The organism is Comamonas odontotermitis (assembly GCF_014207855.1).
GTDB classification, from domain to species: domain Bacteria; phylum Pseudomonadota; class Gammaproteobacteria; order Burkholderiales; family Burkholderiaceae_C; genus Comamonas; species Comamonas odontotermitis_A.
On the sequence record NZ_JACHKZ010000005.1, the window covers coordinates 1 to 24,328 of the forward strand.

At 59.6% G+C, this 24,328-nt stretch carries 18 protein-coding genes; 5 read left to right on the top strand and 13 right to left on the bottom strand.

Annotated features, from left to right (window positions below):
• The first annotated feature begins 206 nt into the window (after positions 1 to 206).
• Positions 207 to 575: a hypothetical protein gene (locus tag HNP33_RS05415; protein WP_184706107.1), complete on the top strand. Its 369-nt coding sequence runs from the start codon at positions 207 to 209 to the stop codon at positions 573 to 575.
• A gap of 337 nt (positions 576 to 912) precedes the next feature.
• On the opposite strand, the gene HNP33_RS05420 is transcribed toward HNP33_RS05415, so the two are convergent.
• The 3 genes from HNP33_RS05420 to HNP33_RS05430 form a co-directional block, all read right to left on the bottom strand.
• Complete coding sequence (locus HNP33_RS05420) at positions 913 to 1,650, bottom strand: hypothetical protein (RefSeq protein ID WP_184706109.1); 738 nt, start codon at positions 1,648 to 1,650, stop codon at positions 913 to 915.
• 285 nt (positions 1,651 to 1,935) lie between these two features.
• Entirely contained in the window at positions 1,936 to 2,331 is a 396-nt protein-coding gene (locus tag HNP33_RS05425; RefSeq protein WP_184706111.1) for a DUF1398 family protein, read from the bottom strand.
• A 42-nt stretch (positions 2,332 to 2,373) separates the two neighbouring features.
• The gene (locus HNP33_RS05430) at positions 2,374 to 2,844 is read right to left on the bottom strand and encodes a MarR family winged helix-turn-helix transcriptional regulator (RefSeq protein WP_184706113.1); all 471 of its coding nucleotides are present in this window, start codon (positions 2,842 to 2,844) and stop codon (positions 2,374 to 2,376) included.
• A 460-nt stretch (positions 2,845 to 3,304) separates the two neighbouring features.
• Between HNP33_RS05430 and HNP33_RS05435 the strand changes: the two genes are divergently transcribed.
• From HNP33_RS05435 to HNP33_RS05445, 3 genes are all read left to right on the top strand, one after another.
• Entirely contained in the window at positions 3,305 to 4,561 is a 1,257-nt protein-coding gene (locus tag HNP33_RS05435; RefSeq protein WP_184706115.1) for a hypothetical protein, read from the top strand.
• A gap of 273 nt (positions 4,562 to 4,834) precedes the next feature.
• Positions 4,835 to 6,490 carry a hypothetical protein gene (locus HNP33_RS05440; RefSeq protein WP_184706117.1) on the top strand — a complete coding sequence of 552 codons (1,656 nt, stop codon included), beginning with the start codon at positions 4,835 to 4,837 and terminating at the stop codon, positions 6,488 to 6,490.
• 395 nt (positions 6,491 to 6,885) lie between these two features.
• Complete coding sequence (locus HNP33_RS05445) at positions 6,886 to 8,085, top strand: IPTL-CTERM sorting domain-containing protein (protein ID WP_233464403.1); 1,200 nt, start codon at positions 6,886 to 6,888, stop codon at positions 8,083 to 8,085.
• A 55-nt stretch (positions 8,086 to 8,140) separates the two neighbouring features.
• Here the strand turns inward: HNP33_RS05445 and arsC are convergent, their stop codons facing one another.
• From arsC to HNP33_RS05465, 4 genes are all read right to left on the bottom strand, one after another.
• On the bottom strand, positions 8,141 to 8,497 hold the full coding sequence (gene arsC, locus HNP33_RS05450) for an arsenate reductase (glutaredoxin) (RefSeq protein ID WP_184706119.1): 357 nt from the start codon (positions 8,495 to 8,497) through the stop codon (positions 8,141 to 8,143).
• A 12-nt stretch (positions 8,498 to 8,509) separates the two neighbouring features.
• A complete protein-coding gene (locus tag HNP33_RS05455) occupies positions 8,510 to 8,914 on the bottom strand; it encodes a hypothetical protein (protein WP_184706121.1) in 405 nt (134 codons plus the stop codon).
• Between the two features lie 78 nt (positions 8,915 to 8,992).
• Positions 8,993 to 10,375 (bottom strand): ATP-binding cassette domain-containing protein, encoded by a 1,383-nt coding sequence (locus HNP33_RS05460; RefSeq protein WP_325064911.1) that lies wholly within the window; start codon positions 10,373 to 10,375, stop codon positions 8,993 to 8,995.
• A 214-nt stretch (positions 10,376 to 10,589) separates the two neighbouring features.
• Positions 10,590 to 12,221: an ABC transporter permease gene (locus tag HNP33_RS05465; RefSeq protein ID WP_184706125.1), complete on the bottom strand. Its 1,632-nt coding sequence runs from the start codon at positions 12,219 to 12,221 to the stop codon at positions 10,590 to 10,592.
• 80 nt (positions 12,222 to 12,301) lie between these two features.
• Here HNP33_RS05465 and HNP33_RS05470 point away from each other — a divergent pair, with 80 nt between their 5' ends.
• On the top strand, positions 12,302 to 13,354 hold the full coding sequence (locus HNP33_RS05470) for an ABC transporter ATP-binding protein (RefSeq protein WP_184706127.1): 1,053 nt from the start codon (positions 12,302 to 12,304) through the stop codon (positions 13,352 to 13,354).
• 56 nt (positions 13,355 to 13,410) lie between these two features.
• Here the strand turns inward: HNP33_RS05470 and HNP33_RS05475 are convergent, their stop codons facing one another.
• The 6 genes from HNP33_RS05475 to HNP33_RS05500 form a co-directional block, all read right to left on the bottom strand.
• On the bottom strand, positions 13,411 to 14,166 hold the full coding sequence (locus tag HNP33_RS05475) for a lysophospholipid acyltransferase family protein (protein ID WP_184706129.1): 756 nt from the start codon (positions 14,164 to 14,166) through the stop codon (positions 13,411 to 13,413).
• A 14-nt stretch (positions 14,167 to 14,180) separates the two neighbouring features.
• The gene (gene ruvX, locus HNP33_RS05480; RefSeq protein WP_184706131.1) at positions 14,181 to 14,639 is read right to left on the bottom strand and encodes a Holliday junction resolvase RuvX; all 459 of its coding nucleotides are present in this window, start codon (positions 14,637 to 14,639) and stop codon (positions 14,181 to 14,183) included.
• A complete protein-coding gene (locus tag HNP33_RS05485) occupies positions 14,636 to 15,244 on the bottom strand; it encodes a YqgE/AlgH family protein (RefSeq protein ID WP_184706133.1) in 609 nt (202 codons plus the stop codon). The genes ruvX and HNP33_RS05485 overlap by 4 nt, the downstream gene beginning before the upstream one ends.
• A gap of 164 nt (positions 15,245 to 15,408) precedes the next feature.
• A complete protein-coding gene (locus tag HNP33_RS05490) occupies positions 15,409 to 21,453 on the bottom strand; it encodes an Hpt domain-containing protein (RefSeq protein ID WP_184706135.1) in 6,045 nt (2,014 codons plus the stop codon).
• Positions 21,454 to 21,497: 44 nt separating this feature from the next.
• Positions 21,498 to 23,759, bottom strand: coding sequence for a methyl-accepting chemotaxis protein (locus HNP33_RS05495; protein ID WP_233464405.1), 2,262 nt, complete (start codon positions 23,757 to 23,759; stop codon positions 21,498 to 21,500).
• A gap of 39 nt (positions 23,760 to 23,798) precedes the next feature.
• The gene (locus tag HNP33_RS05500; protein ID WP_184706137.1) at positions 23,799 to 24,326 is read right to left on the bottom strand and encodes a chemotaxis protein CheW; all 528 of its coding nucleotides are present in this window, start codon (positions 24,324 to 24,326) and stop codon (positions 23,799 to 23,801) included.
• Positions 24,327 to 24,328: the final 2 nt, after the last annotated feature.

The following is a 24,328-nucleotide window of genomic DNA, read 5'->3' on the forward strand; positions in this document are numbered from 1 at the left end:
TTGAGCGACAGGTGGCCGAGCTCAATATCCGGGCATCCATCCTCAATCGCTTCACCGAGCTGGGCACGCCCCAAACGGTGGCCGTGGCATAACTACGTCTGGGGTTTGGGGAGACTCAGTCTCAAACCGATTTATGCAACAAAGCCACATCAAGGGACAAATATGGCATCGAAGTGATGCTATCAATTTTAGCCAGAAATAATTTTTTGGCTGATTCTCTTTCCGAATCAGCCAAAAAACAAATTCATGATGACGTATACACCAACAAGCCGGAAATTACTGGATTTATCGGCGATCTTGGATTAGCCGATGTCTACAGGTATGAAAACTGGCTCGGAACTCTAAAGACTTTTTCCAAAAATGATGAGGACTTTGTTAAAAATTTGAATGAAATCATTTTGAATGAAATGACAGACCCCAGAGAAACATTGGGAATACGCTCTATGGTCGATAATCATAATTACTTGGAAAAACTAAGTAAAGAAGCCAAAGATAAGTATTTATATTATATTGATAATTACATTAAAAGCTATTCCAGCAATGAGAAAGCCTCGTATATCAACAGCAAGAAATAATATCCGCTTCCTTACAATATCTCTCAGCCATACATGGGCGCCAGAGAGGTTTTTTGCTGAATTACTCGCCCCTACAAAATGTACTCGGCGCTTACATGGGCACATAGCTCCGCTATTTCAGCGTTTCGCTGTCTAAAGGCTGATGGCACAACCCAGCAAGCGTAATTTGCGATTGAGACAAAGTGCCGAACTACAGGTTCGAGCCCATTCAAGCCCCCACAGATCAACGGCAAGCCAATCTTGGCCAGTTACTCAACGACGCAGATTGCATTTTGTGCACGCGCTCCATCCAGTGTGGCGGCGCCAACGCGCAGCAATCTGGTGCGAACTCGCCCGTTCAGGACTGTTTCTTTTCCGTGCGGCGTCTCGCCAGAAATGCCGCAAATCCCAAGATTCCAATGGTGGCAGCGCCGGCAGCACCAGCGCCAACAGGAACAGGTGTCACCGCTGGAGTTGGGGGCGGCGGCGGTGGGGGAGGAGGAGGAGGTGGCGGAGCGGCGTCATCAATGCACACGCGCGTGACTCCGCCTCCACTTGTATCGTTAACGAGCATGTTCAGCTTCAATGCGCTGATCCATTGATTTGCAGACACCTTCACTTTCGCGGAGCCATTAAATGCCGGAGCAGGCGCCAAGGTTATCGCGCCTGATTGCTGTACAAGGGTTTCAGTGCCCGAGGCACCAGCCGGCAACGGAGTCTGCACAATATCTGTATCGGTAAAGGCATATGCCTGACCATCCAGATCCACAGAGAATGTGTCGCCGGGCTGGAAGACATCCAGATCCACATTGATGGAACTTGCCAATACCGGATGGCTGAAACTGTAGGTGCAGGAAATAGTTGTGCTCTGTAGCTGCCCAAGCGCAACCCCATCGTATGGGTAGCCCGGCCCCAGGATCGTACTGACCGGGTTGTAAACGCCATTGGTCGGATCATTGTCGCACCCCGATTCCGTGACGGCGCCATATGTACCAGGCAGTGCCAAGCACTGCTGTGCGGCATTTGCCAGCTGCATGACAGGCAAAGCAAAACCAACCAGCACGGCACATTTGGATAGCTTCAAATTCAATGGCATACCCAACCTCGCTAGATATGTAAGCAATTTATAAATACTATCTAAATATCACAGGCCAGGGAACTGCAATTGCCCACTAGCAGCAGCATCAATTGCCAATGAAGCCGAGGTGATGTAGAGGCGTTGGAGCGGCCATTGCGAGTGTTTTCTCGCCGCGCTGCCAAGTGTTGCGCCCACGTTCTTTGGCCGTGGTCTTCCAGGACGAGTATCCATTGCGCCGGTCTGCCTTGGGTATGGTGAGCAAACCGTCGCTCTTCCACATTCGTTGATCGCGCTGCCTTTGGCTCAGTCTGGGAAGCGCTCCACATGCAATTCGCCGCGCCGTCCTGCATAGCTCACATGCCGCCCTGCAATCCAAACGGTGTACCCAACACAGCCAGCACGTTGGGTCAGCAGCTTGAACTCAGGGTACATCACACGGCCTTGTTGCGCCCCCAGAATGGCTGCACGCACACCGTCCTGATCAAAGGCGTCAGCAATGGGCGCTTCAGGCAAGGCAAATTCGAATGCAAAGTTTTCCCCATTTGCAAGAAAGTACGTCGCACGGGCCGTTCGGTAGTCGACGTGGTACGACTCGACGCCCACGCCCATCAGCTGGGTGATCACTTGGCCAAAGTGAATCTCTCCGGCATTGGATGCGTCAAATGTGGACTGAATGACGGAACGGGGATCAAGGCTCATCGTTTTTCCTGTTTGAAAGAGTCAATCGAAGCTAATGCGGGGTCAGGAGACGGGAATGGTCTGAAACCGGTGGTGCTGCACCAGGGCTTTCATCAGCCCCATGAGGATGCGGCGGTCCTGCGCTTCGAGATGTCCAAAGAAATGGTCGTCATTCGCATCCGCTAATTCCGCCAACTCGGGCACCAACTTCATTCCCGCAGCTGTCAACACCAGGTATTGCTCCCGGAGATCTCCGTCTTTGTAATGCCTTGCTGCCAGGCCCTTTTCTTCAAGCCTGGAGACAATTTTTGAAGCGGCCCCCTTGGTCATGCCCAGGGCCTGTATCAGTTCCATATGTCTGGTTTCAGGTTGAGTCCAGAGCGTGCGCAACGCCACCCATTCGGTCACGGACACGCCTTTGACTTCAAGCATCTGCTGGAAGCGGCCAGATACATGGTTGGACACAAACCGCATCCAGAAGCCCAGATGGGCGTCCAACGGGGAAGGGGTTATCGGCGCCGGGCTGTCAGGCATCCATTCTCCTTGAAAGACCGCATTTTAGTTTCCATGGAAACCTGCGTCAATAACACAGAGAGCCGAGTGTGGCTTTCGCCCCCAACCCCATGTGAAAGCGGGCGCCCACGCCTCGCAGTGCGTGAATGCGCTGCAGGCCACGCGCCCGTGCTTCCGCCTGGATTCGTTTTCCCTTCAGATTCGTCTGTCTGCCAAAGCGGGCTGCAGCACTTGCACTGGCTGCAAGTTCTTGCGGGTACAGACCAGACAGCTCCCGCTTTTGATAGCGAAATGCAACACAAATGATTTAATTTTTAAATTAATCATTGTTTTATGATAAATTTAATCACTTCTCTCAACCGTGTTCGCTGCATTCCAAAGCAATACGAAATGCCTTGGCAATACGTGCTGAATGCATTGCGATCACTGCATAGCACAGGTCTCTTCAATGATTCTTCATCGTTACAGGCAAGCGCTGTCTATGGGGCTGGTTCTGACCGCTCCACTTGCGAGCCATGCCCAACTGGTTCTGCGGCCAGCTTCCGCCCTTCCGATCCCGACCTTCACCTGCGCCAATGCCGCTGACCCACTGCTCACTGCCGATGCTTTGAAGAATCCGGGCCAGGCATTGAACACCAATGCTGTCAGTGTGGTGGATCGCGGCAATCAGCAACGCTGGGCTTACGCATTCGATCCAGCCAACCCTGGCTCTCACACCATTCCGAAGGCAACCGCGGGAAGCACCGAGCAGATCCCCACCTCGTACACCCGCGCGGGAAACACGCCTCCGTCCGACTTGAGCAGCCTGTCTTCCATGGCCTGGCAGTACTTTTCGGGGCGTGAGGTTTTTGCGTATGGCGGTGGCACTGCAACAGCCCCCCAGCTCGGCACAGGGCAGTCTTTGACGTCGGTCGGTTTCTATCTGTCAAACCCCAACGGCGGGGCGGCGGCCAACCAGACCCGCTTTCTGCAGTTCCAGTTCTATCTCGCGCCTGAGGTCGACCCCGCCACCTATCAGCTGACATTGAACGCGGTGTCTGCCGATGACCAGGTTCTGCGTTACTACCTCAATGGCACGGCCTGGCAAAGCGCAGGGACCCAGCTAGGCGGTGGGGCTACCGCTGACCAGCAATGGCGCACCGGCCTCAATACGTTGACGGTGGCATTGTTTGACACGATCTCCTCAGCCACCCGCCTGGCAGTGGGTGGTGCTACCGCTTCTAACTGCGCTGCCGTGATGCGGACCTTGGGTGTGTCTCTTGCCGTTCAGGCACCGGTCATAACACCCGAGCAAACCGAGACATTCACAGGGGTCGCCACTGCAACGCCGTCAGGCGGCGGCGCTGCAGGCCCACTGCCGGCCGGAACCTCCGTCACAGTGACGCTGACGGGCCCCAATGGCTTTACCGCCACCCAAACCACAACCGTGGTGGGCAATGACGGCCAATACAGCATCATCTGGCCTGCTGGGCTTGCGCAAGGCAACTATGAGGCGATTGCCAGCCTTACAGCGCAACCTGCGGTCCAGTCCACGCTTGGCTCTTTTGAGGTGCGGGTAGAGACACCACCTCCTCCTCCGCCGCCGCCACCACCACCTCCTCCTCCACCGCCCCCGCCACCACCGCCTCCTCCTGCCCCAACTGCACCGCAGGCGGTTCCGGCTCTGGGTTCATTCGGGTTGATGGGCCTTTCATCTCTGTTGGCCTGGGTTGCCTTTGCCCGAAGACGCCGCATTTAATTCATAAAGCCACCTTCGGGTGGTTTTTTATTGACTGAATGACTGCGGACGATTGGCATGCCATTACCACCCAACAGAACAAATCATGGGAATCTGCAGAGATTACTCACCAAGAGAGCATCTGACAGGATGTGTAAATACGCCCTCGCATTCCTAATGAAAACCCTCGTGAATCATTAACAATTCTTTATTAATATGCTTCTTATTCGACAAAGATATAATTCATAAAATAATAAGTTACTATTGATAAATTAACTAAAATTGGAAATATATATGAATATTTTGAGAAATACTGTTGCTTGCGCATCGTTGCTGGTGGCAATGAGCGTGAACGCGCAAACAACCACCCTATATGCTCAGAATTTCAACAGCCCTGCCACAACGGCGTGCCCCGATTGGGGCGGTGCGGGTTCGGCAAGCAGCTTGTCGACCGACTACAACGGCGCAGGGCAAACTGGCTCAGCCACGTTCAGCCAAATTGGAACTGCAGATCGCGTGTGCTGGGGAAGCCCAGGCCTCAATACCGATCCAGAAGGAACCGCAACGCCCTATTCCGGAGGGTTTGCCCGCAATGGGTCTGTGGTGGAGTCTTGGGCAATCGCCTTTGATCCTCAAGGGAAGCCCTTCATCAACGGGCAACTCGATCTTGCACACATAACACCGGGCAATTTGAATGGCATTGCTACACCGCTGACGAACTACCCTGGCACAGCCAGCAGCGTTCCAATGGCGTTGCGCTTTTTCCGAATTCCGGCTGGCAGCAGTTTCAACCTCGCGGCCGGGGCAAGCACTGCAGTGGGTACCCCGGCCAATCCGGCCAATGTGATGATTGCGGGCGTAGCACAGACGCCGCTCCCTGAATCAGGCATGGTCGCAGTCACAAAAGACGGCAGTTACTCTCGCTATGCTGCCGATTGGAATGTGCACCAGTTTTCTGTAGATACAAGCAGTTTCGGGGTGGGCGACCAGCTCGCGATTGTGGGAACCGTGATCGATAACTTGACTTATATCGTTTTTGACAACTTGGTCATCACTGCCGCCTCGGCCCCCGTTCAGCCACCCAGCATCAGCAAGCATTTTGGAGCGCCGCAGGTAAATCCAGGGCAGTCGACTACGCTGACCATTGACATCACGGGCAATGGCATCAACTCCGTCAATGGCCTCACGGTGACCGACAACCTGCCTGCACCAGTGGTCGTTGGCAATGGTGGCGTCATCGCCAACTCTTGTGGCGGCACACTGGCTGCAACTGCGGGCAGCAACCAGATTCAGTTGACCAACGGTGTACTGCCAGCCGCAGGCTGCCAGCTTCAAGTAGAGGTGCAGTGGCCCATGGCTGCTGTGGCGCAATGTTCGGGTTCAGCGGTGACAAACACCATTGTCGACGGCACAGATTTCACCGTTGGTGCTACCACGACTGCGGGAACAAATGCCCAGGCAACGCTTGCCTGCCCGGCACCTCCAGCGCCTCCTGTCGCCTCTGTAAACTGCACCCCGAAGACGCTGGTGGATGCTGCGGGTCAAAGCGCCGTCTGCGCCATCACACTCAACGTGTCCCAGCCTGCAGATTTGACAATCAACCTGCAGCCACCCACTGCCAGCCCTCGCTACCAAAGCACCTGCCTCAATACGATTGTGATTCCTGCAGGTGCGACCAGTGCGACTTGCACTATTACAGCTACTGCCAATACCGAACCGAGCGACGGTGATGTAACGGCAACGATAGCGATTGTTGATTCGGCCTCTTCACCAACTCCATCCTATGTGGTGGGCACCCGGTCAGATAGCGTGCTGATTGGAAACGACGATGTACCACTCCCGCCAAGCACACCTTCGCCAGTTCCTTCACTGCATGTGCTGGCACTCCTTGCCCTCTCACTCGCCCTTGCTGGCCTTGGAGTATTCAGAGTGCGCAGTCACCAAGACTGAACATGAAACCGCCTCAGGGCCGATGCCAGTCAGCTAGGCCTTGAGCGACTGTCCCTCAGTCCACCAAAAACGTAAAAGGAGCGCATTTCGCGCTCCTTTTTCATGGTTTTCGGAGGTTGCAAGTCCTTAGCTGGCAGGCATTGGCCTTCAGGTGGGCTATTCATGGTGCGCCTCCCGATTTGGACTATCCAAGAGGCTGTTTCTCCCACCCCAGGCCAAGCGCCATACGGCCCCCAATTGCACAGGCTGCGAAAGGTACAACGCCAAACCCAAAGATGGCCCAGAAGGATAGAGGCATCAGGAAATCCGCTGATTGTCAATAAAAGTCAAAGGAAATTCAGATCTTTAATAGTTTTATACAATTTGACTTTCAATTCCGGAGAGGGATGGGTCCAATGAAAAAGCATAACTTGGCGATGGGAGCAATTCTCTTCGCTACATTCCACGCATACGGTGCAGAAATTACGGTAACTGCCAATTCCAATTATTTTGCCAATTGGAGTTTCAGCGATTTTCAACCTCCCGCACAATCTCTGTACTACTACGATGGATCAGGAAACAGAGGCGCTAATGCTTTACCGACCGGGGGTGGGCAGAATGTTGGAGCTCTGGCAGGTAACCCCTTGACATGGACAGTGCCAGAGCAGGATGCCACAAAAATCACTGCGGGGGTTTTCACCACCAATCGCAATACTTTTGGTACCAATCTCCCTGCTGGCCTATTTGGCTCCGTCCCCACACCCAATCCTGGCCAGGGCTTTCTGAACAGAGGCATTGGACAGTTCAGCACCGCCAAGCCATTCGCACCAGGCACCACATTCTTCTTCCAGGATTTTGACAATACGGAAACAGCAGAATATCGCTTCTATGACTGTGCTGGAGTTCAGGTGGATGCTGGTGATTTTGATTTTCTGAAAATATCCACCATCAATACCCCCAACCACTCCCTGCAAGGAAGCGCACCCAATCGGTATTGGACGGCGTCAGCGGTCGTAGCCAATGATCCCAATACGGTGAGTGGCATTACCATCAAGGCCAATAATGTCTGCCGTATCGATATATCCGGCACCCGCCCTGCCGGCACCGGAGGCAGTGTCAACTACTTCCTGGGCTCACCGCCCAATGTTGTGCCCACCGCGGCTCCGGCCATCTCTGGCACCATGCAGGTGGGATCGGTTGTGACAGGAACATATGCCTATGCGGACAACGAGTCTGATGTGGAAAACCCAACTGGTACCACGTATAAATTCGTCACCAGTCCCAATGCCAGCATCGCAAGCTCCAGCGAAGGCACCACCGTGGCAAGCGGAACAACCGGGGGAGCCTCGGCAAACGTGCCTTACACGCTTGCGGGAGCCGATGTGAATATGTATATCTATTACTGCGTCACCCCCGCTGCTCAAACCGGGGCGTCCCCCGGGGTCGAAGTATGTACCGCAGCATCGGGCCCGGTCGCCGACAAGCCAACCCCACCGGTACCGCCAACCCCAGCCGCCCCAGCCAATGTTCCGACATTGGGTGAATGGGGGGTGATGGGGCTCTCATCGCTCATTGCCATGTTTGGACTTCTGCGCATGCGCAGACGCCAGAGTTGATTGACGCAAAAAAGACCGCTGCAAAGCGGTCTTTTTGCCTCTATGGATTGTGCTGCTATAAAATTTCTAGCACCAGTTCTGGTGGGCGGCACAGGCGGGCGCCCTTGCCGGTCACCACGATGGGGCGGTTGAGCAACATGGGATGCGCGGCGATATGGTCGATGAGCTGCGCATCGCTCCATCGGGGGTCGTCCAGACCCAGCTCCTGGTAGATCGCCTCTTTGCTGCGCATGACATCGCGCACCGGCACTCCCAGTTGCGCAATCAATGCGGCCAACTGCTGTGCATTCAGAGGTTGCTGGAGGTAATCCACCACCTGCGGCGCGATGCCGCGCTCCTGCAGAAGAGCGAGTGCGCCGCGCGAATTGCTGCAGCGCGCATTGTGGTAGATGGTGGCAGTAGTTGGGGACATGGCCCCATCTTATTACAGGGAGGCTTCCAGCTCCGGCATGATGATGCGCGCCTTGGTGAGCGCCATGCCGAGGTTTGCCGTGCGGCGGCATACAAAGACGGCCACATACTCCTCGTTGGTCTTGCCCCGGATGAAGATGTGCAGCAGGTTGTCGCTGTTGACGATGATTTCCTGGAAATAGTGGTGGCCATCATCAGCCAGGCCGCGCGACTTTTTGAACATGCGCTCGATCATCGAGACATTGGGGCCGTTGAACAGATCTGCCGTTGCAGCCGCAACCAGATCAATAACCTCGCGTGGGTGCGAATCCACGGTGCGGATTGCCAGCAGCATGCCACTGGCAACGTCCACATAGCCTGCGGCCAGGCACTCCGGTACAAACGATGCGACCTTCTGTAGAACTGCATCCATCGACATATAGCTTTCCTTCTCGTAAAACATGGCGCGTGCATGCCGCCAGCCCCTGCCAGCGCCGCACCATCGCGCCCCTATCCGTTAGCCCATTTTTTCCAGCAGCATGGCTTCGTAGGCTGCCAGGATGTTCTCCTGCAACTGCGACTGCACGAACTGCGATTCAATGGCGCGCACACGGCGCAAAGACTCCTCTGCAGTGATGCCTTCAAATACCAGCCAGGCCGCCAGCACCGTGCCGGTGCGGCCCAGGCCTGCCAGGCAGTGCACCGCAAGCACCTCGCCGCCCAACAGCAGACGCTTCATCTTGAGCATCAGCATCTGCAGTTGTGCGACCGTAGGCGGCTCGCGGTCGTAGACGGGAAGATGGACGTTCCGCAGCCCATTGCGCACGAGCGCGGCCTGGTCCACATCCTTTTCCGTCAATGAGATCAACACGGTCACGCCACAGCGCTTGAGCGCCTGCAGATCGATGTCGATGGCATTGACGACACCCGGCAAGGGGGTTCCCGCCAGCTTGCCCGGCACCAACCAGGCAAATCCGCGCGGGCCCCGCGACTCGGGAACAAAGGTTTCGGCAGCCAGCACAGGGTTTGCCAATGCCAGATCGGGCAATACAGCGCGCTGGCTCAGGCGTGCGGCCTGCTCTGCCGTTGCGGCTGCCGGAACAGGGGGTGCTTGCACCGCTTCTACCTGCATCGCCTGCTCCACCGTGATCTCCGGCGCCAGCACCGAGCAGCTGCCGCTGCGCACGAATTGCTGGCCCGCTGGCGAATACGGGCCAGCAAAAAAGGCTTCGGCTGCGTTCGATTCCTGCACCGTCCCCCCCGCGAGCAACAGCACGCGGTCTGCCACCGTGGCGGCATGGCGCTGGTTGTGGGTAACAAACAGGATGGCCCGCTCCTGCCCTATGCGCTTGAGCAGTTCCAGCAGCAAGTAAGCGTCGTACTCGTCCAAGTCGGCTGTAGGCTCGTCCACCATCAGCAAGGCGGGGTCTGCCGCCACCTCACGCAAAATGGCGATGGCGCGCTGTTGAACCGCAGGCAGCTCTACTGCAGGGGTAGCAAGCTCGGCTTTCAACTCCGAAAACCCCATCCCATCCAGAAAATCACTGCACCACACGCTGCGCTCCCGCGCAGATTGCGAGCCCGCGCGCCGAAACTCGGTGAGCGAATCCTGCACGCTCGCCAGCATCAGCCGTGCATGCTGGCGCACCATGCGCGGGCGATGCGTTTCAGTGAGTGGGTGGCCCGCATAGCGCACACCGCCCCATTGGCGAAAGCGCGGATTTTCGTCGTTCACTCCAGCGAGGCTGCGCAACAGGCTCGATTTGCCACCACCTACGGGGCCCATCAAAGCCGTGATCGTGCGTGGCGCCATCTGCAGGTTCAACGCCGAGAGGATGACCTTGTCTCCGTAGGCCACGCCCCAGTTGTCTGTTTCCAGAGCAGGTATTTGTTGAGACACACGTGCTATGCCGCTGAGCGGCGCTTTCTTGATCCACCGGGCACACAGCATCAAAACCAGTACCGCCCGCCGAGCACCAGTCGCTGAATTTTTCCGGGATTATAGAAAGCAGAGATCTGAAAAAGAGTATTTAAATACTCTTTTGGATAGATGAAAAGTTACAAAATAAACAAATGGAGATTTTTAATGCCGATGCTTGATATACATCAAGCTTTTATCTTTTCCCCGTACGGATCGTGCGAATCAGCAGTACCACCGGCACCAGCCCCACCAGTACCAGGGCCAGCGATGGCAGGGCGGCCTCGCCCAGCCGCTCGTCGCGTGCCAACTGGTAGGCCACCACGGCCAGGGTGTCGCTGTTGAAGGGCCGCAGCACCATGGTGGCCGGCAGCTCCTTCATCACATCGACAAACACCAGAAGCGCAGCCGTGAAGGCGGAGCGGCGCAACAGCGGCCAGTGCACTCGCGTGAGCAGGCCCAGGCTGCTGGTGCCGAGCATGCGCGCCGATTCGTCCAGGCTGTTGGGAATACGTGTGTAGCCGCTTTGCAGCGACTGCAGCGCTATCGCGGTAAATCGCACCAGATAGGCCCAGACAATGCCCGCTGCAGTGGCCGTGATCCAGGCCGGAAAGCCCCATTGCGGCGCCCACTGCTGCACCCACCCCACAGGAAGCAGCAGGCCCACCACAATGACGGCGCCCGGCACCGCGTAACCCAGGCTGATGAGTGCAACCAGTGCGCGCGTGAACCAATCGCGGCTGCGCCGGGCCGAAAATGCCGCCAGCAGCGCAATCGCCACGGCCAGCACGGCGGTGATGGCGCCAAAGCGGATGCTGTTGCCCGCCCATTGCAAGAAGCGGTCAAATGGGATGACCGACCAATCGGCCGCCAGGGGCCTCAGCATGAAAAGCACCGGCGCCACAAAACCCAGCAATACCGGCAACCCGCACAGCAGCCATGCAAGCGCACTGCGCATGCCCGTCAACTTCTGGGGCTGCGCTTCCGCAGACGATGCCCGCCCTACGCCGCTCGTTACAAAGCGCATGCGGCGCTGGGCGCGCAGCTCCAGCTGCAGCACCACCAGCACGAGCACCAGCAGCATGGTGGCCAGTTGCGCAGCGGCCGTGCGGTTCTCCATCGACAGCCAAGCCTTGTAGATACCCGTGGTAAAGGTCTGAATGCCGAAATAGCTGACAACGCCAAAGTCGGCCAGGGTTTCCATCACCACCAGCGCAACCCCCGCCACCACTGCAGGCCGCGCCATCGGCAGGGCCACGGTGCGGATGCGCCTGCCCATGGGAGCGCCCAGCAGGCGAGCCGCTTCCATCAGGTGCGCGGCGCGCTCCGAGAGCGCGGTGCGCGCCAGCAGGTACACATAGGGGTAGAGCGCCACCACGAACACCAGCACCGCGCCGCCCAGCGAGCGAATTTCGGGCAGAAGACGCCCTTCCAGCCCAAAACTGGCGCGCAAGCCACTTTGCAGCGGGCCACTGAACTGCAGAAAGTCAGTATAGGCGTAGGCGGTGACGTAGGCTGGCATGGCCAGCGGCAGCAGCAGCAGCCATTCAAAGGTCTTGCGGCCCCGAAAATCAAACAGGGTGACCACTGCTGCGCACACCGTCCCCACCAGTGCCGCGCCCACGGCCACCATCAGGCCCAGGGCTATGGTGGTCTGCAGATAACCCGGCAGCACCGTGGCAAACATCTCGCGCACGATGGCAAAGGCATCGGCGTCGTTGCCGATTCCGGGCAGCCATGCGCTGAAAACGGTGACAACCGGCAGCACCAGCGCAAATGCGATGACGAGCAGCAGACACTGGCGACGGATGCGGGCAAGGTTTTGCAAATGCGAATCAACCTGAATAAAAGCTGGCGATTCTACCTGCCGGCAATCGTCCGCGGTGCCCGCCCTCTACAATGCAAACCATGTTTCTAGAGGTCTCTCAACTCGATGTGCGTTATGCCGGCCGCGCGCAGGCCGCTGTCAATCAGGTGTCGCTGCAGCTGCAGGCCGGTGATATCGGCGTATTGATCGGGCCATCGGGCTGCGGCAAAACCACCTTGTTGCGCGCGGTGGCGGGGCTGGAGCCCATCAGCCATGGCGAGATCCGGTTGAATGGCGCCATCGTCAGCTCCAGTGCAGGCAGCCTGCCACCTGAAAAACGCCGCATAGGCATGGTATTCCAGGATTACGCCCTCTTTCCGCACCTGAGCGTGGGCAAGAACGTGGCGTTTGGCATTCACCACCTGCCCAAGGCAGAACAGTTGCAGCGTGTGCATGAGGTGCTGAGCCTGGTGGGCCTGGAAGGCAGCGCCGTACGCTACCCGCATGAACTCTCGGGCGGCCAGCAGCAGCGCGTGGCCTTGGCGCGTGCCCTGGCGCCGCGCCCGCAGCTGATGCTGCTCGATGAGCCGTTCTCCAACCTGGACGTTGATCTGCGTGAGCGCCTGGCGTATGAGCTGCGCGACATTCTGAAGGCCGCTGGCGCCACCGCCCTGTTCGTGACCCACGACCAGCTGGAGGCCTTTGCCATTGGAGACCAGATCGGCGTGATGGAACATGGCCGCCTGCACCAGTGGGCCAGCGCCGCTACCCTGTACCGCGAGCCTGCCAGCCGTTTTGTGGCCGATTTCATCGGCCATGGCGCCTTTGTACCCGCCACACCCGTGCAGGGGCCGCAGGGCTGGCAATGGCAGACGCCTCTGGGCTCCATCGCCACCGTGCAGACAACGCAGCCTGATGGCCCCTGCGATATGCTGCTGCGCGCCAGTGAAGTCGTGCTGGACGCCAACTCCCCCCACCATGGCACCTTGCTGCGCAAGTCCTTTCGCGGCTCTCAGTACCTGTATACCCTGGCACTGACAGATGAGTTGCAGGTATACGCGCAAGTACCCAGCCAGCTGGACCACCCCATTGGCACACGCTTGGGGCTGCGTGCCCAACCGGTCAATCTGGTGCACTTTCCCAGTGCAATCTGAAAAAACGGACTCCAGCGCGCACCAGGTATGCACCTGGCAATCAAAATAGATAGCAATCAGCGCTGAACCTGCCGAAGCCGATCAACTTCGCCATGCAAGGCGTCTGACCAGTCGCGGCGGTTGCGGCCCTGCGCGTGCTGTGGCGTGCCGTAGCGCAGTTGCGCCACCAGCGGCGGAGCAGTCACAGTACGCCAGATCGAGCCCAACAGGCTCTCGTCGCCCACGTAGCTCGGCGCGCTGCTCATCTGGCCGGTGCGCTTGTCGTAAAAGCACAGGCCCAGGGGCTGCACTTCGGACTCTGCCGCAATGGCGGCCTGCAGCAGGTTGGCATGGAAGGGCAGCAGCGCCGCGCCATCGCCCGTGGTGCCTTCCGGAAAGATCGCCACCATATCGCCATTGCGAATGGCTTCTTCCATGCGGGTTACGGTGCGCATGGCGTCTCGGCGCGATGTGCGCTCGATGAACAACGTGCCCGCCGCGCTCGCCAGGCTTCCAATCACAGGCCAGGCCTTGACATCCGATTTGGATACAAAGCGGCAATGCTTGCTCGCATGGATGGCCGGAATATCGAGCCACGACAGATGGTTGGCCACCAGCAGCAGCGGCCCGTGGCTGGGCACCGGGCCCAGCACCTGCAACTCCACGCCCGCATACCGCAACATCTGGCCAGCCCAACGCTCCACCTCCCGGTTGCGCTCTGCATGGCTCAGCCTGTCAAAGCGGCGCCAGATGGTGAAGACCCCTGAAACAATGTGTACGCCCAACCGACCCAGGCGAACAACCCCAACCACCTTGCGACGCCAACCTGCCATGCCTGTCTGTCCCGTCAATCGTTGGAAATATCTGTTGCAGGCAGTGGCGGTGCAGCCGTGTCCAGGCTACGCATGAACTGCTCCAGAATGATGCATGCCGAGGCCGCATCGGCATCCCGTGCGCCGTTGGCCAAGGCCTCGGTGGTGCTGTAGCGCTCATCCACCTCGAACACCGGCAACCCAAAGCGGCCACGCAGCTGGCGCGCAAACCGCAAGGCGTTGTCCGTGTTCTCATGTGCCGCGCCGTCGGGGTGGTAGGGCACGCCCACCACCAGCGCATCCGGCTGCCACTGGCGGATCAGGCCTTCCATGGGTGCAAAGCGCGCTTTGCCTTCGGCCTGGATGGTGGGTAGTGGCCGCGCCGTGCCGAGCATGCGTGTGCCGTAGGCCGCTCCCGTGCGCTTCATGCCGTAGTCAAAGGCGACAAAGCTCTGCATCTGCCGGGCAGCAGCCAGGCTGGCAGCATCGCTCATGCGCGCCCCGCTGCAGCAGACAGCGCCCAGGGCTGAACTCCCAAAAGCCCCAATGCCATGTCGTAGCGCTGCTCGATCGGGGTATCGAAAATGACCTGGGTGTTGGCGTTCACCGTCAACCAGGCGTTTTCCGTGATTTCGGATTCCAACTGGCCTTCGCCCCACGAGGAATAGCCCAGCGACACGAGCACGCGCCGGGGGCCAGCCCCGGTGGACAGGGCTTCGAGCACATCGCGCGAAGTGGTCATCTCCAGCCCGCCGGGAATCGTCAGGGTGGAAGCGTAGGCCGATTCATCGCCTGCACTCGCATCGAGCACGATGCGGTCATGCAGTACAAAGCCACGCTCGGTATGCACCGGCCCGCCCTGGAACACAGGTTCCTGGTGCAGATCATCACGGCGCAGCAGCAGATCCACCTTGTCAAACAGCTTGCCCATGGTGATATCCGAGGGCTTGTTGATGATGATGCCCAGTGCCCCCTTGTCACTGTGCTCGCAGACGTAGACCACACTACGGCTGAACATCTCGTCCTGCATGCCGGGCATGGCAATCAGGAAGTGGTGTGTCAGGTTCAGGGTCTCGGAAGTCTCGGTCTCGGCGCTCATGCAGCCATTGTACGGGTAGCCTTTAGGCCCTGAAGCGGCAAGTGCTCTGGCCATGGGCCGATCTGCAGAAATCCGCAGCTCCCTTCCTTGACGCCTGTCAACTTGACCCATGAAGCGGTGCAACAAAAAAGGCCGCATCGCTGCGGCCCTTGTCTTGCGAGGGGTCAGGCCCCCAAGGCGCCATCTGGGGCGTGGTGAGCAGTGCCTTCGGCAGCATCGGCGGCCTTGATTTCACTGTCGAGCACATACTGGCGCACCAACGACAGCAGCACTTCGTCCGCATAGGGCTTGCCCAGGTAATGGTCTACACCCAGGCTGGCCGCATGCTCGCGGTGCTTGTCGGCAATGCGCGATGTGATCATCACCACCGGCAGGTCCTTGAGCGCATCATCGCCGCGAATCTCGCGCACCAGCTCAAAGCCGTCCATGCGCGGCATTTCGATGTCGGACAGCACCATGACTGGGCGTTCTTCCCGCAGACGGTCCAGCGCCTGCAACCCATCAGCAGCCAGAGCCACCCGGTAGCCTTCGCGCTGCAGCAGGCGCTGCGTCACTCGGCGCACGGTGATCGAGTCGTCCACCACCAGCACCAGCGGCGTCTGTACCACCTGCTCAGCCAACGCCCGCACGGGAGCCTTGGCCACTTCAGGATGCACCGCAGCCTTGGCAATGCGCTCTGCCACCTGATCGCCGTACACGGTATACAGTGCCACGGGGTTGTAGATCAGCACGATCGCGCCCGAAGCCAGTACCGACATACCCGCCAGACCCGGCAGGCGCGCCAGTTGCGGCCCGAGGTTCTTGACCACCACTTCCTGGTTGCCCAGCACTTCGTCCACATGCACTGCCAGCCGCTTGGCGGCAGAGCGCAGAATGACGACTGCACTGGTCTTCTCCGGCACTTCATTGCTGCGCAGATCGCCTTGCAGCAGTGCACCCGCGTAGTAGTACGGCAACTGGTCGTCGTTGTCCTGATAAACGCCGCTGGAATGCGCCTTGTCTATCGTGTCCTGCGATACCCGGCGGACATACTCGACCAGGTTGGCAGGCACGCCAAACTTGATGGCGCCCGCACGCATCATCACCACCTGCGTCACCGCCGTGGTCAGGGGCATCACCATCTGGAAGGTGGTACCGCGGCCCTGGTCCGATGTGGTGACGATGTGACCGCCCAGCGACTGGATTTCGGTACGCACCACGTCCATGCCGATGCCGCGGCCCGAAATATCGGACACCGCCGCCGCCGTGGAAAAACCGGGCGCAAAGATCAGCTGTGCGGCCTTTTGCACATCGACCGCCTCTTCCATCGTCACGAGGCCCTGCTGCACCGCTTTCTGGCGAATCTTCTCAAGCTGCAGGCCCGCGCCATCGTCCTTGAACGAGACGGCAATGTCATTGCCTTCCTGCTTCACATCGACCGTGATGGTGCCGATGGCAGGTTTGCCATGGCGCTTGCGCAATTCTGGCGATTCGATGCCGTGGGCCACGCTGTTGCGCAGCAAGTGCTCGAACGCCGGGGTCACCCGATCCAGCACGCCACGGTCGATTTCAATCGCGCCACCGGCAATGTCCAGCTTGACCTGCTTGCCCAGCTCCTTGGAAATCTGCCGCACGATGGCATACAGCCGCTCGGAAATCGAGTCAAACTCCACCATGCGCGTGCGCAGCAGATCACGCTGCAGCTCGCGGGCCTGTCGGCCCTGGGCAATCAGGTCGTCTTCCGCCCCTTCAGCCGTGCGCTGCAGATTGCGCTGCACGGTAGCCACGTCGTTGACCGACTCGGCCATCATCCGGGTGAGCTCCTGCACACGGGTGAAACGGTCGAACTCCAGCGGATCAAAGCCCAGGTCGGTATCCTTGGCCTGCGCCATGCGCGACTGCATCTGCGACTCGGCCTGCACTTCCACGTCGCGCAGCAAGCTGCGCAGACGCTCCAGATTGGCCGACATGTCCTTGATCGACGAGCGAATGTTGGACAGGCGCATGTCCAGGCGGGAGCGGGCAATCAGCACCTCGCCAGCTTCGTTGACCAAACGGTCCAGCAGCTGCGAGCGAACCCGTACCGACTGCCCGGCGGCCACCCGCACCGGCGCCATGCGCAGCACCAGGGGCTTGTGGTGAATGCCTGGGCTCGGTTGTGCCGATGGCTCGCTCGCCATGGCACCGGCCTCCTCTTCCTGCGGCGCAGGCGCACTGGCCACCACTTCGGCAACCACCGCACCCATATCCGAGGCATGGGCCGCTTGCTGAGGCAGCGCACCTTCGGCCAATACCTGGTTGCCGCGCTGCTGCAAGCCGACAAACTCATGCTGCAGGCCGTCATAACGGCCCAGCAAGGTTTCGATGTCTTGCGTGGTCAGGTTTTCCGTGCCGATGTCTTCAACCTCGGACTCCATGCGGTGCGACATTTCGCCCAGGCGCATGGCTCCGGCAAGACGCGCACTGCCCTTGAGCGTGTGCAGATGGCGCAGCACCTCTCCACGCGGAGGCAGGTAGTTCGGATCCGCAGACCATTCGCGCAGCGCCGTACCCAGCTTGGGCAGCAGGTCCTGGGCTTCCTCTTCAAATATCAGGAACAGGTCTGGATCGATTACGTCATGCACGTCCATCGAATCGTCCAGGCCCAGGCTTGCAGGCCGTGCATCGCTGATCAGCGGCTGAGAGGCTGCACGGGCGATGTGCGCCTCCTGGTCCAACTCGGCCAGATCGCTGGCAGGGCCATCCTGCATTTCATAGGGAGGATGCAGTGCGGAGTCGATTTCCTGGTTGGCAATGTCGTGCAGGTCTTTGAGCACGATATCGTTGGCAGGTTTGATAAAGCCCGCGGCCACCTGGTGCAGGAGCTTGCGGATCTCGGAGCCCGCCGCCTGGAATATATTGAGCCAGGCCACCTCGGGGTGCGACGCGTTTTGTATATGCGCCAGGGCATGCTCCAATGCGCGCCCCAACTCCGACAAGGAGTGGAAGCCCACGGTGGACGAACTGCCAGCCAATGAATGTGCATAGGCAATGGCATCTTCCGGAAAGTGCCGGTTGGGGTTTTGCGCCCAGGCGTACAGCACTTTCTCCAGGCTGTGCGACCACTCTTCTGCCTCTGTGAGATAAACGTTGAAAAGCGCGGTGCTGACACCCAGTGCGTTCGTCACCTCTTCGCTGGATTCCACCGCCGGGCCGCTCTGCGCCTCTGCCGCAGAAGCTGCGGCCTCAATGCCTGCAACGGGCTGCGCCTCTTGTGCAGGTTGTGCAGGGGGCGCTGCAAAACTGCCCAGCTCAAGGGACGGCAATTCCAGCGGAAGCTTTTCTGGAGCGGCCACTGGCAATGCGAGGGCTTGTGGCTCTTCGACAAACTCGATGCTGTCGTCCATCGCCACAAAGCCAACGCCCGAGTCCTGCGGCTCCTGCGGAGCCACGGGGGCCGCCGGCACCTGCTCTTGCGCCATGGCCTGGGCAAACTCGGCAAAGTCGACTTCTTCCGCACTTTCAGGTGCAGATGCAGCAATCACTTCATGGGTTGCCCCAGTCTCGGGAGCAGCGGCAGGCTCCAGATTCAGATCCAGACCTTCCAGGGGCCATTCCAGGGCGACTGCGGGCTCTTGGGCCTGGAGCCGTGGAGCATCCGGCGCCTCGTCAACCAAGGCAGGCTCTGCCTCTGGCAGGGTATCGGCGTGAGCCGCAGGTTCCTGCCTCGCGTCAAACGCGGAGTCCAGCGACAGCTCCGGCAACTCCAGCGGCAGCACCATCGTCTGCTCCGGATCCGGGAATGCGACATCTGCCGGAGCCTCTTCTGGCTGCAGTGCATCAACTTCAGTCGCAGCACCCACACCGGCCTGACCAGGCATTACCAGCGGAATGTGGGTGCCATCCAAGCGCATCGCGTCCGCAGAGATGCGGAAGATGTCCGGGTTCCAGGTCGAGTTGCGCTCGGCACCTATGTCTTCCGCCCAGCGGCCAAATCCGTCCAGGGCTTCGGTGCTGAGGGCCAGCAATCCGGCATTCGCGGGCCGGTGTTCTGCCAGCCAGGTATTGAGCACCTGTTCCATGGACCAGGCCGCTTCGCCAAATTGCATCAGTCCCACCATGCGGGAGCTGCCCTTGAGCGTGTGGAAGGCCCGGCGCAATGTGGTCAGCGCTTCTGTATCGGTCGCATCGCGGCGCAGGGCCTGCAAGGCCTGGCCACCGGTCTGTACCACGCTCTGCGCTTCTTCCAGGAAGATGCCGAGCAGCTCATCATCGAGCTCCTCCTGCTGAACAGGGACTGCAGGCGCAGCCTGGACTGCCGGCGCAAACATCTGCAGGTCCGGAGCCAATACAGCAGGCGCCGCAGGTGGCGCAGATGTCAAATCAAACAGCGGGGCGGGGATGGTAGGCGCAAAGTGGAAGGAGTCATCTTCCATCGCCTGATCGGCTGCAGGCCGCGATGGCTGCGGCTGCGCCACATGGCCTGCCTTCTGGCTACCCATGACGATTCGCAGCTCGCCACTTGCCGCATCAAACAGAAACAGCTTGCGCGCCAGAGTCCGCTGGTAACCCAGCATGTCGAGCAGGAAACCCAGTGCGCCGAGGCTGTTGCCCAGTTTCTCGAAAACTGCAGGCTTGTCTTCGTCACTGATCTGGCCAACCGCCAATTGCTCCACCACAGACCGGAAATGCTGGGTGGCAGCTGCGGCCTGATCAAGACCCAGCACCGACAGCACGCCGCGCATCTGCGACATGGAGCCCGTGACTGACCCCAGCATCGACACATCTTCCGGGTTGCGGAAGTACTGATCGAGGTGCTTTTCAACCTCGGCCAGAGTCGAGCGCAGCTCATCGACCACACTACCCATGGTCTGGTGATCGCTGACCTTGCGGTACAGCTCTTCCACCCAGGGCTCCAGCGGCTCGGGCGCTGCACCGGACAGCACATGGTCGAGACGCTGAGCCAGACGGCTGGCCCGCTCGCGCATCAGCACGGGCTTGACATCCAGCGACTCCAGATTGGCCTGCAGGTACAGAATGGAAGTGGCAACCTCCATCGCCAGTGGTGCAGACGGAACTGCGCTGGTGGACAGCAACCGCTCCGCTACCCGGCCCAATGCGGCGCCCAGTTCGTCGGCCCCCACATGCAATTTGTGCAGAGATTCACGAATCAGGTGGAACTGGTCGGCAACAGGCTTGATCTTGTAGCGGTCACCATCTGCGAGCGAAGACCACAGCTCGGCAGCAGACTCGATACGCTTGCGCGCCTGAGCCAGCACTGCCGGATCGAACAGTCCAAAGCGCTCCTGCGTGTAGTTGACGCCTTGCAGATCGCTGCTTTGCAGACTGGCACGTACCGCCTGCAGTACCCGGGCCTCGGACTCTTCGGCGCCTTGCGCCACAGCGCAGAAAAAATTGAGCTCATGCAGCAGTGCCTGATCCACATCGGAGCTGCCTTTGGCCTGCAAGGCAAACTGCATGATGACACGCGACGCGGAGCGTTTGACATACAGGTCCGGTACCAGCAGCTTATGCGCCAAGCCATCAAAAAAGCCGGATGCCACTTTCCAGAACAACCGCAGAGGCGCTTTGGTCTGCCCTTGTGCAATGCCCTGGCACACGGCCTTCAGATCACGGGCAGCGCCGCTGTCCGCTGATTTGATGATGTGCAGCATGCCCGCGTCCAGGCGCTCACGTGCGCTCCGGTCCAGTGCAAGCACCGCCACTGCGTCGGTCTTTGGCTCCTGCTGGTTGGCATCTCCATGCCACAGGTCAGCCGGGTGCACACGGTCCTGCCCCACCAGCTCCTGCATTTCCTTGTACTGTGGAAACAGCGCCACAAACGAAACCGGGCGCGCCTTGAGCACATGGCCCAGGTATTCCAGCAACGCAAACGAGGTGCGCTCCATCAACGCGACCGCCTTTTCGGTGCAAAGATGCGGCTTTTGGGCAAAACGCTGGGTAGCGCCTTCCATCAGGCCGACCAATTGCGCCGCCTGCTCCACGCCCACCATTTGCAGAGCGCCCTGCACCTGGTGCAGGTTCTGGCGGGCAACACGGATGCCCGTCGCGTCAATGGCCTCCAGGTCAGACGCCTTGGCAGCCTCTACATCCCGAATGTAACGATTGAGCGCCTTGACTGTGGATTCCAGCGAACGGCGAACCTCATCGCTGATCCACGCCAATGGCCCAAGATCCCTCTCTTCTGTTTGCACTGCGTTTTCCGCTTTATTTTCGATAGCCATAGACATGCAACAGTCCCCGATTTCGGGTCAAAAATGAACAACAGACGCGGTCAAGCAATCTTGAATCGCGCCACGGACTGTCGCAGCTCCTCAGCCATCTGCGACAGTTCGCGCACCTGCTGCGCCGTAGTGCGGGTGCCATCACTGGTCTGCTCCGTCACTGCAAAAATATGCTGGATATTCTCGGCCACTTCGTTGGCCTGCACAGCTTCATCCGATGCCGAGCGGGAAATCTGCAGAATCAGCTCCGCCAGTCGACGCGACACGCGGTCAATCTCGGCCAGCGCAGTACCTGCGCTGTCGGACAGGCGAGCGCCTTCCACCACACCCTGGGTGGAGCGTTCCATAGCGGCCACGGCGTCCTGCGTGTCGGTCTGAATCGCCTTCACCAGCACAGAAATCTGGCGCGTCGCATCTGCAGAGCGCTCCGCCAGACGCTGCACTTCTTCAGCCACCACCGAGAAGCCCCGGCCCGCTTCGCCGGCCGATGCGGCTTGAATGGCCGCATTGAGCGCCAGCACGTTGGTCTGCTCGGTAATGTCCGAAATCAGATCCGTGATTTCGCCAATTTCCTGCGAAGACTCGCCCAGGCGCTTGATGCGCTTGGAGGTATCCTGAATCTGGTCGCGGATGGAGTTCATGCCGCCGATGGAGTTTTCCACGGCCTTCAAGCCCGATTCCGCCGCCAGCAGCGACTGGCGCGCCACCGAAGCCGATTCCTGCGCCTGCGAGGACACCTGGTTAATGCGCGTTGCCATGTCCAGAATGGACTTGCCGGTTTCGCGGATTTCGCGCAGCTGCTCGGTCGAAGCCGCCAGCAGTTCGGTCGATGTGGAATCGACGGTCGATGTGGTGTGCGCCACACGGGTGGCCGTGTTCTGCACGCTGCCCACCAGCATGCGCAACTCTTCCACGGTGTAGTTCACGGAGTCGGCAATGGCGCCCGTGATGTCTTCGGTCACGGTGGCTTCCTGCGTCAGGTCACCTTCAGCCACCGATTGCAGCTCGTTCATCAAGCGCAGAATGGCTGCCTGGTTGGCGTCATTCAGACGCTTGGCTTCCTGCTCCTGGCGCGTGGCGTCCTGTTGCAGGATTTCCGCAGCGCGGCGGCGGTTGGCAGAGTCAATCAGCTGCAGGCGCACCAGGCCCCAGCCACCCAGGCCCACCAGCAAAGCAGCCAGCACAATGCCGACCAGGTACAGCCAGACCCGGTTGGAGCCGCTGTTCAAATCAGCCTGCAGGGTATTGAGGCGCTGACGCATTGGCTCGCTGGCCGACTGGATCGATACTTCGGCTTCGCGTGCCTCCGAAATGCCCTTGAGGTTGCCCAGCACGGCCGAGCCGTCTTTCAAGGTGGTCTCGTATTGGGTGCTGAGCGCCAGCAGTTTTTCACGCACGGCGCCATCACGCGCAGCGCCCAGGCGGAGTTCGCCGCTGCCATTGAGCAGGCCGCTCACCAGCTCCTTGAAGGTGTTCAAATCCTTGCCCAGCAGGAAAACAGCTTCTGCACTGGCACCCGAGCCCGACTGGAAATCGCTCGAAGACTTGGCGATACGCTGTGTCAGCATGGTCAGCTGGCTGGATGCAGCGATTTCTGCCGTCGGCGCCCCCTGCTGCAGCTTCAGGCTGACGACAGCCTCGCTCAACTCCAGCAGATTCTGCGTGTTCCTGTGGATGGCCTGCAAGGCTTTGCTCATGGAGATGAGCGCATCCTTTTGCTTGATGATCACATCGCTCTTGGCCGCCGTGCGGTTGGCATCCTCCACCAGAGGGTCCAGCGTCTCGGCGTACGAATCCGACAAGGCCTTGATGCCCAGTTCGTCATCGCCCGACTTCAGGCCCAGCACGTTCTGCTTGAGCATGCTCGAGCTCTCGGCCACATCGGCAAACGACTGCTCATTGCCGTTGAGCGCCTGACCCACCGCCTTGGCCAGCCGTTGCGACTGGGTAAGCGCCTGCCCCGTTGCAGACAATTGCCCCGTCACCGTACGCGACTGCAAAATGGCCCACACCGCCAGCGCAAAGAACACGACCAGGCCGCCAATCACGACCGCCAGCAGCGTTTTCTGGTGCTTGGACGCAGGTGCAGTTCCCAGTACGGGCAGGGTGATGGGGTCATCGCCACTGGTGCTGCCCTCCACCAACTGATCCATATACTCGTTGCTGGAGACTATTGCTGAGTCAGCTGGCGCCACAACGGCATCGCCGGTGGAGCCTTCGGACAGCATGACCTGGTCGCCATCCGGGAAAATGCTGACACCAGGTTCTGGCGCTGCCGCATCTTCTTTGCGTTTGAAAAGTTTGCTAAACATACAGAGTGGTTATGGTCAGAGGGTGGCAGGCGGGCGGCGCTATGCCGTGATGTCGAGAAAGTCAGGCGCATTGGCCAGCAACTGCAGATTCAGCTCCTGCCATTGTTCGCCGCTGGCTGTGGTGTAGAGGGCACCAAAGAATTCAGGCGCCGCATCGCCTGCGTCGCTGGAATGCTGGAAATCGGCAACGCCGCGCAGGCCCCCCAACTGCTCCACGAAAAGCGCCGCATTGACGCCCATCATCGGATTGAGTGCGACCACAGAGGCTTCGGCAAATACCTGCTCGCTCCGGGCAATGGGCAGGCCCAGCATGCGAGCGAGGTCAACCACCGTCAACAAAATGCCCCGGATGCTGGTGACTCCCAGCATCCAGGGCTTGGTGTAAGGAACCGGCTCCACGCCGCTCCAGCCCACCACTTCGCCGGATTGGCTCAGAGGCAGCAAGAAGTTCTTGTCGCTGATCTTGACTGCCAGCCATGATGCGCCCACAGCAGTCTGTGTACGCGCCTGGCTCAAACGATCTGCCAGGCGAGCCTGCAGATCCCGTAGGTCTTCGCGTTGTGCCATGC

Coding starts and splice junctions, on each gene's coding strand:
- HNP33_RS05455 (WP_184706121.1), bottom strand. CDS start 8,914: ATGTCGATGGATGCAGTTCTACAGAAGGTCGCATCGTTTGTACCGGAG.
- HNP33_RS05475 (WP_184706129.1), bottom strand. CDS start 14,166: ATGGCAGGTTGGCGTCGCAAGGTGGTTGGGGTTGTTCGCCTGGGTCGG.
- HNP33_RS05445 (WP_233464403.1), top strand. CDS start 6,886: ATGAAAAAGCATAACTTGGCGATGGGAGCAATTCTCTTCGCTACATTC.
- HNP33_RS05420 (WP_184706109.1), bottom strand. CDS start 1,650: ATGCCATTGAATTTGAAGCTATCCAAATGTGCCGTGCTGGTTGGTTTT.
- HNP33_RS05440 (WP_184706117.1), top strand. CDS start 4,835: ATGAATATTTTGAGAAATACTGTTGCTTGCGCATCGTTGCTGGTGGCA.
- HNP33_RS05425 (WP_184706111.1), bottom strand. CDS start 2,331: ATGAGCCTTGATCCCCGTTCCGTCATTCAGTCCACATTTGACGCATCC.
- arsC (WP_184706119.1), bottom strand. CDS start 8,497: ATGTCCCCAACTACTGCCACCATCTACCACAATGCGCGCTGCAGCAAT.
- ruvX (WP_184706131.1), bottom strand. CDS start 14,639: ATGAGCGATGCTGCCAGCCTGGCTGCTGCCCGGCAGATGCAGAGCTTT.
- HNP33_RS05430 (WP_184706113.1), bottom strand. CDS start 2,844: ATGCCTGACAGCCCGGCGCCGATAACCCCTTCCCCGTTGGACGCCCAT.
- HNP33_RS05470 (WP_184706127.1), top strand. CDS start 12,302: ATGTTTCTAGAGGTCTCTCAACTCGATGTGCGTTATGCCGGCCGCGCG.
- HNP33_RS05435 (WP_184706115.1), top strand. CDS start 3,305: ATGGGGCTGGTTCTGACCGCTCCACTTGCGAGCCATGCCCAACTGGTT.
- HNP33_RS05495 (WP_233464405.1), bottom strand. CDS start 23,759: ATGTTTAGCAAACTTTTCAAACGCAAAGAAGATGCGGCAGCGCCAGAA.
- HNP33_RS05500 (WP_184706137.1), bottom strand. CDS start 24,326: ATGGCACAACGCGAAGACCTACGGGATCTGCAGGCTCGCCTGGCAGAT.
- HNP33_RS05485 (WP_184706133.1), bottom strand. CDS start 15,244: ATGAGCGCCGAGACCGAGACTTCCGAGACCCTGAACCTGACACACCAC.
- HNP33_RS05490 (WP_184706135.1), bottom strand. CDS start 21,453: ATGTCTATGGCTATCGAAAATAAAGCGGAAAACGCAGTGCAAACAGAA.